This is a genomic window from uncultured Campylobacter sp. (assembly GCF_937997465.1).
GTDB lineage: Bacteria > Campylobacterota > Campylobacteria > Campylobacterales > Campylobacteraceae > Campylobacter_A.
In genome coordinates, this window is record NZ_CALKTQ010000154.1 from 1 (window position 1) to 6830 (window position 6830).

The 6830-nt window shown below is 44.5% G+C and carries 8 protein-coding genes; 3 read left to right on the forward strand and 5 right to left on the reverse strand.

All coding sequences use genetic code 11. From position 1 onward, the window contains the following. Positions 1-135: 135 nt before the first annotated feature. Genes Q0546_RS04740 through Q0546_RS04760 form a run of 5 tightly spaced genes read right to left on the reverse strand, consistent with a single transcriptional unit; the run spans position 136 to position 4761 of the window. The gene (locus Q0546_RS04740; protein ID WP_298790990.1) at positions 136-1449 is read right to left on the reverse strand and encodes a DUF945 family protein; all 1314 of its coding nucleotides are present in this window, start codon (positions 1447-1449) and stop codon (positions 136-138) included. Further along, positions 1446-2018, reverse strand: a complete 573-nt coding sequence (locus tag Q0546_RS04745; RefSeq protein WP_298790992.1) for a DedA family protein — start codon at positions 2016-2018, stop codon at positions 1446-1448. Before Q0546_RS04745 ends, Q0546_RS04740 begins: the two co-directional genes overlap by 4 nt. Positions 2019-2027: 9 nt before the next feature. Then, a complete protein-coding gene (locus Q0546_RS04750; protein WP_298790994.1) occupies positions 2028-2618 on the reverse strand; it encodes a lipid-binding SYLF domain-containing protein in 591 nt (196 codons plus the stop codon). Positions 2619-2636: 18 nt separating this feature from the next. After that, on the reverse strand, positions 2637-4190 hold the full coding sequence (rny, locus tag Q0546_RS04755) for a ribonuclease Y (RefSeq protein ID WP_298790995.1): 1554 nt from the start codon (positions 4188-4190) through the stop codon (positions 2637-2639). Continuing rightward, positions 4123-4761 carry a 5-formyltetrahydrofolate cyclo-ligase gene (locus Q0546_RS04760; RefSeq protein WP_298790997.1) on the reverse strand — a complete coding sequence of 213 codons (639 nt, stop codon included), beginning with the start codon at positions 4759-4761 and terminating at the stop codon, positions 4123-4125. Before Q0546_RS04760 ends, rny begins: the two co-directional genes overlap by 68 nt. A 52-nt stretch (positions 4762-4813) precedes the next feature. On the opposite strand from Q0546_RS04760, the gene Q0546_RS04765 reads away from it, so the two are divergent. From Q0546_RS04765 to Q0546_RS04775, 3 genes are all read left to right on the forward strand, one after another. After that, complete coding sequence (locus Q0546_RS04765) at positions 4814-5383, forward strand: TlpA disulfide reductase family protein (RefSeq protein WP_298790999.1); 570 nt, start codon at positions 4814-4816, stop codon at positions 5381-5383. Continuing rightward, positions 5383-6252, forward strand: a complete 870-nt coding sequence (ftsY, locus tag Q0546_RS04770) for a signal recognition particle-docking protein FtsY (RefSeq protein WP_298791000.1) — start codon at positions 5383-5385, stop codon at positions 6250-6252. The genes Q0546_RS04765 and ftsY overlap by 1 nt, the downstream gene beginning before the upstream one ends. A 106-nt stretch (positions 6253-6358) precedes the next feature. After that, positions 6359-6830: suppressor of fused domain protein (locus Q0546_RS04775; RefSeq protein ID WP_298791001.1), on the forward strand; the 472-nt coding region annotated here is incomplete at its 3' end.

A 6830-nucleotide genomic window follows, 5' to 3' on the forward strand; every position in this document is an offset into this window, starting at 1 on the left:
CTTGTTTAGATTTCAAAGATTGACTAATTAGTTTAACAGTGTTAATTTAAAAAACTCGCTTTCTGTGAAGCGGAAAGTGAATTATATAGAAAACATGCTTAAACAAACATAAAATTTGTCTAAGCATGTTGAATTTTATTGAAGAAGAGATTTTAAGGATAAATTTTCATTAAAGATCAAATCTTGCGTTCTTTTATTGTATTTAAAGATAGTTACGTATTTGCCGCCGTTTTCTTTAAATAGTCCGCCGTTTACGAGCATGGCATTTATCCCCTCTTTTTCCTCGCCGCTGCCGAACATAAACTCTCCTGGCGTCGTATCAAGCTCGATTTTACCGCTAAAATTTATAGCAGTCGGGATATTTTCAAGCAGATTTTGAGTATCTATGCCGTCCGGATCGATAGAAATCTCAAAATTTGAGACATAACTCTTACCTGCCGCATTTTTAAAATTTAAATTGTCAAATGTAAGTTTCGGCGCTCTTTTTATAAATTTATCAAGCGCTTGCATTATCGTCGCAAGCTGAGCTTCAGGCTCTCCCTTTGCATTAATAATATCCTCAAACGCACCTTTATCTAAATTTGCAAATTTCGTTTTGATCAAAAAGTCTTTAAATTCATATTTTCCATATTTTATTTTTTCTATAGTACTCGTATCGTCCTGCGTTAGAGTATCGCTTAGCACGGTTAGCTTGGAGTTGCTCGCTATCTTTCCGATCTGCAGAGCCTCGGCGCCCGAAATGACGTCTATACCGCCAAGCTCAAATTTATAAGTGCTATTTACAAGCGCTTTAGAGATCATTTTCGGCTCGATCGGAGTTTCGTACTTCACGTCGTAGTCGATATTTTTTATCTTTATAGCGACGCCTTGTTTGCTAGCAAAATCGATAAAGTCGTTTACAAAAGTGGCTCCGGTTATTTTCTTTTCGCCGTTTAAATCAAAATTTAAAAACGATTTAGCGAGATTTAGCTTATTGCCATCTTGTTCTTTTTGCACTCCGACTAGTTCAAAGACAAATTTTTTATCTCCTCCAGAAGCGCCGTCGGCGTGAAATTTGATAGGTCTTGTCGTATCAAATATCTCTTTGATAAAATTTTTATACGGATCGTTTAAAAACTCGGCATCGCCCGCAACCTCAAATTTACCTAGCAAACTGTCAAAGCCGTGCGATATATTCATGTCGATTTTTATCGCCAGATCCTCGGGCGCGCCGTACTCTTCGCCAAGAGAAATGATCTCGTTTATGTAACCTTTAGACAAAACTACGTCATAGTTTGCGTGCGATTTTAGCAGACCGCCCTCAAATACGCTGTTTTTGACCTCCATACCGTTTGCTTTGATTAGGTTCAAAGCCTCGTTATACTTTTCTTCTACCTTGTTTGCGTTAAATTTTAGCCCGCCAAAAACCACTGCGGCTATAATCACCAATACAATCAGTACCTTTTTCATTCCGACCTTCCTTTCTTTTTCGTCGCTTGTTGTAGATATATCCAGATGAGAGTCAGTAGCGAAAACATCGCAACCGGCATCAGCCAGCCGTTTTCGCCCATAAAATCCCACGCCCGCTCAAACGCCTCGCCCGCCCAAAAGCTGCCAAGCCCGAGCAAAACTGCCCAAGCTACCGCGCTAACAACGTTTATGACGCTAAATTTGGCAAACGAATACTTCGTAAGCCCGATAGCAAGCGGGATGAGAGTCTTTAGTCCGTAGATAAATTTTTTGAAAAATATTATTTTATTTCCGTGCTGCTTGAATAAAATTTGAGAGAAGGCAAGCTTGCGTTTATGTCTAGTCAGATACGGCATCACGGCAGCGCGGTTATACCTGCTGACGTAAAAAAGCAGCGTATCGCCGATAGCGTTAGCGACCGCCGCCAGTACGATACTCACGGTTATGTCCATCTTGCCTAGATGAGCTAGCACGCCAGCTGCGATGATAGCAACCATGCCTCCTCCAAGCGAATATAAAAACACTATCACGTACCCGTAGGTCGATAGCGAGGTTAGCATCTCTTGCAAATTTGGCCTTTAGTATTTTGAGATAGCGCCCATTAGCGCGTTATATCCATAGCTATCCATCCTTAGAGGCGCGTCGTTAGTTTTAGCTAGCACCGCTCCGCCAAAGCTCGCCCCCGCAAAAAACCCGTCGTTGTCCGTATATGCGTAGATATCGCTCGTAAAGCTAAAATCGCTCACTCTGCCGTAAAATTTGCCCGTATCGGCAAATGCAAACGATGCGTCGGCGTTTATCGTGATTTTAGCGTCTTTTATATCGGCTACGAGGCTATCTTTTAGGATAAATAACACAAGCGAGCTATTTTCGTAGCCTACTTGCAACCCGATACTGCCGCCGCTAATATCCACGACCATCATTTCGCTGGGCGCATACGGGTTTCCCACGAGCATCACGCCTTTGCCGTGCATGCCGCCCAGCACGAAGCCGACTTTAGTAATGCTCGGAAAAATGACGACCGCTTTTGCGTTTTGAAGCAAAGCCTTAACCGGCGCGTCTGCGTTTTTACGCATTGTCGTCGTAAAAGAATTTGAGGCGTTTAGCACGAGCTCGTCATTGGCGCCGAGTGCTAAAACGCAAAAAATCGCTAGTAAAATTTTTCTCATTTTCAACCTAAATTTGACCTATTTCGCCATTTCTATAGCTCTAGTTTCGCGAATCACGTTTACTTTGATCTCGCCCGGATACTGGACCTTGCTCTCGATCTCGGCGGCGATCTCTTTAGCTACTAGCACCGCTTCATCGTCGTTGATGAGCTTGGCGTTTGCGATGACGCGGATCTCGCGGCCTGCGTTTATCGCGTATGCCTGCTTGATACCCTCTTTGCTTTTTGCGATGTTTTCTATCTCTTCGACGCGTTTTAGGAAGCTCTCTAACACCTCTCTACGAGCTCCGGGGCGAGCCGCGCTCAGAGCGTCCGCAGCGCAAACGGCGGCGCTTTCTACGCTAGTTGCCTCCTCGTGCCCGTGGTGGGCGTAGATGGCGTTTATGACGACGGGGTGTTCTTTGTAGCGTTTGCAAATTTCAGCGCCCAAATCGACGTGGCTGCCCTCAAATTCATGCGTCAAAGCCTTCCCAATGTCATGTAGCAAGCCTGCTCTTTTAGCCAGCTTTTCGTCTCCGCCCGTTTCAGCCGCGATGATGCCAGCAAGATGGGCCACCTCGAGGCTGTGAGCTAGGGCGTTTTGTCCGTAGCTAGCTCTAAATTTTAGCTTACCGATTAGTTTCATTATCTCCGGATGGATTTTGCTAAGGCCTAGGTCGATGACGATATTTTCCCCCTCCTCCAAGATCGAGGCTTCAAATTCTTCACACACTTTTTTATGTAGATCCTCTATCCTTGCCGGCTGTATGCGGCCGTCTTGCACCAAAAGCTCTATCACGCGCGTCGCGATCGCCCTTCTATAGAGGTTAAAGCTGCTTAGCGTGATAGCGTGCGGCATATCGTCAATGATGATATCCACGCCTAGCACCATTTCCAGAGTCTTGATATTGCGGCCTTCTTTGCCGATTATGCGGCCTTTTAGCTCGTCATTTTTGATATCTACGACGTTTATCAGACGTTCGGCGGCAAACTCACCTGCAAACCTAGACGTAGCCTGCGCAAGGATATAATTCACGCGCTTTTTAGCCTCGCGTTTAGCCTCTTCTTCGTGTTTTCGTACGATGTGAGCTATCTCAGCGCGGCTTTTTTCCTCTACTTTTTTTAGCACCTCTTCACGCGCCTCTTCTTGCGTGAGACCGGCGGCATGTTCGAGTACTTTTAGCGCCTCTTGTAGTTTAGCTTGATAGCTTGCTTTTAGCCCGATTCCTTCCTCGTAGACGCTTTTTGCTTCATTTCGGGATTTTTCTAGCTCCGCCTTGCTTTCGTTTAAAATTTCTTGCTCGTTTAGCAGAGTTTGCTCTTTTCTGCCGATCTCTTCAAATTTTTGAGTGTATTCTTTTTGGAGTTTTACGGTTTTGTCGTCGTATTTTTTCTTAGCTTCAAATTCAGCCTCTTGGACTTGGATTTTAGCGTCTTTTAGCGTGCGCTCAGCCTCAAATTCTATCGCTTTAGCCTTTGCTTTAGCCTGCTCTAAAAATATATTGTAGTTAGCGTCGTTAATTTTTTTAGCGATGAGATAGCCTGCGCCAACGCCCGCCACACCTGCTCCTAAGCCGATTAAAATATCTATCATAGATTCCTCTTTTTACGTAAATTTTGCTCGGAGTCAGGTAAAAATCACAAACGACGTCGTGATCTTCGGATATGATTTCATTAGTAAAATTGTCTAAAATTTCAACGAATATCAAGGTAGGTCGGTAAGGCAAATTTGCAAAAAATCTATCGTAAAAACCTTTTCCGTGCCCTATTCGCGCCATATTTCCGTCCACCCCGAGAGTCGGAACTATAGCTACGTCTATACGCTTTTTAAATATCTTGGTACTTAGTGGCTCTTTTACGCCAAATTTCGTCCGAGATACAAGCGGTAGCCTGGATTTTACCATTTCTAAACTAATACCAAGCATAAACGGAACGAAAATCTCATACTTTTTAGCTAGCTCGCGCCTTAAAATGTAGAAATTTGGCTCATAGGAAAGGGGATTAAATATCAAAATCCGTTTTGCTTTAAGCTCGGTTAGCAAATTTAAAAGCGGCTTAAACATCTTATAGTGTTTTGCCCGCGCCGAAATTTGAACCTCTTTTTTCAAAATCCGTTTCGCGTCACGCCTAAACTCTTCTTTTATCAAATTTAACGCTCGTTTCATAAATTTTATGTATAATTCAAGCCTAAAATCAATCTTAGACAGGAATTATTAAATGAAAATAAATCTTTTGATTATACCATTTTTGGTGCTATTTTTAAGCGGTTGCGACAATGAAAATAAAAGCGACGCAAACAAAACTAGCGACGCGACTCCAACAACTACGTCTGCTCCTAGCCAAAGCACAAGCATAGAGGCCCCTTTTGAGCTAACCCTTATGGACGAGAGCAAGATGACGCTGCAAAAATTTGACAAAGGCTTTAAAGTCGAGGGCAATGACGAGGCGATTTTGTTTAACTTTTTTGCTACTTGGTGTCCGCCATGCAAGGCAGAAATCCCGCATCTAAACAACCTAAGCGATAAATTTAAAGGCAAGCTAAAAATCGTAAGCGTACTTATGGAAGATAAATCAAAAGACGAAATAGACGCGTTTATGAAGAAATTTAAAATAAATTTCGGCATTAGTTACGGCGAAAATAACTTCCTCTTTGCAAAAGCTCTAGGCGGGGTCGTAGGCATCCCATACATGGTGCTTTATAAACCAAATGGCGAATACGCCACGCACTACGTCGGACTCGTGCCGGAAGAGATGCTAGAAAGCGATATAAATAAGGTAATCAACTAATGTTTGGCTTTTTAAAAAAGGGGCTTGATAAGACGCTTGCGGCGATCCGCTCGTCAAAACCAGCCGACAAAAAAATCTCAAAGGAAATTTTAGAAGAGATCCTGCTCGAAGCCGACATCGCCTACGAGATCGTCGAGGAGGTCCTCTACTACCTACCGCCACAAAACGAAGTAAAAAAAGACGACCTAAAGCGACTTTTAAATACCTATTTCATATATGAAAACGAGCGCGAGGCAAAAAGCGGAAAGCCTTTTGTGGAGCTGATTTTGGGCGTAAACGGAGCTGGCAAAACGACCACGATCGCAAAGCTTGCAAATTTATATAAAAATGAAGGCAAAAGCGTTATTTTAGGCGCTTGCGATACGTTTAGAGCAGGCGCCATCGAGCAGCTACGTCAGTGGGCGATCAGGACGGACGTACCCATCGTCGCTACACAGCAGGGACATGATCCGTCTGCGGTCGCCTTTGATACGATTAGCTCGGCCGTCGCCAAAAATCTCGACAACGTCATCCTAGACACAGCCGGCCGCCTGCAAAATCAAACAAATTTAGCCAATGAGTTAAGCAAGATCGTCCGCATCGCAGATAGAGCCTACGCAGGCGCGCCGCACCGCAAGATCCTAATCCTCGACGGCACGCAGGGCAACGCAGGCCTCGCTCAAGCAAAGGCCTTTAACGACATCGTGAGCCTTGACGGCGTCATCATCACCAAGCTTGACGGCACCCCAAAAGGCGGAGCGCTTTTTGGCGTCGCGCGCGAGCTAGAGCTACCGATACTCTACATCGGCACCGGCGAGACGATGAACGATCTAGTCAAATTTGACCCGCATGATTTCGTAGATACTATCGTGGATGAAATTTACGCCTAAATTTTGGGCGTAAATTTCGGCTTTTTAAATTTATCCCCATCCCCTTAAATTTGCAAATTTTATATATAGTACCCGCGCTTAACGCAATCTACTAAAAGGCATAAAAATGACGACGAAAGAGTACGAGGCTAAATTTAGCGAGGACGATGCGCCCGGCTGGGACGCGATAGCAAGCGCACTAGAAAAGATCTACGATCCCGCAAACGAGCGTCACTATGCATCTCGGCTGCATGCGAGTCTGGGCGGCGAGGATTACTTAGACGGCGTTAGTATATTTGACTCCGTCGAGGACGTGCCGCACCGCCACCTCGTGAGCTTTGGCATGAGCGAGCTTTACTACGATCCCCAAAGCTCTCAGTATGAATTTAGCGGCTGGGGATTTGAGTTTAGTATGCGCATCGTGCCGTTTGCGGACGATCCTGACTCAAAGTCCGGTGATGATACGGTAGTCCCGTATGAGCCTTTTTGGGCGATATCTCTTATGCAAAATCTCGCCAAATACGTCTACAACAGCAAAAAATGGTTCGAGGCTTATCATTTTATACCGACCAATTCTCCTCTGCGTCTTAATACCGATA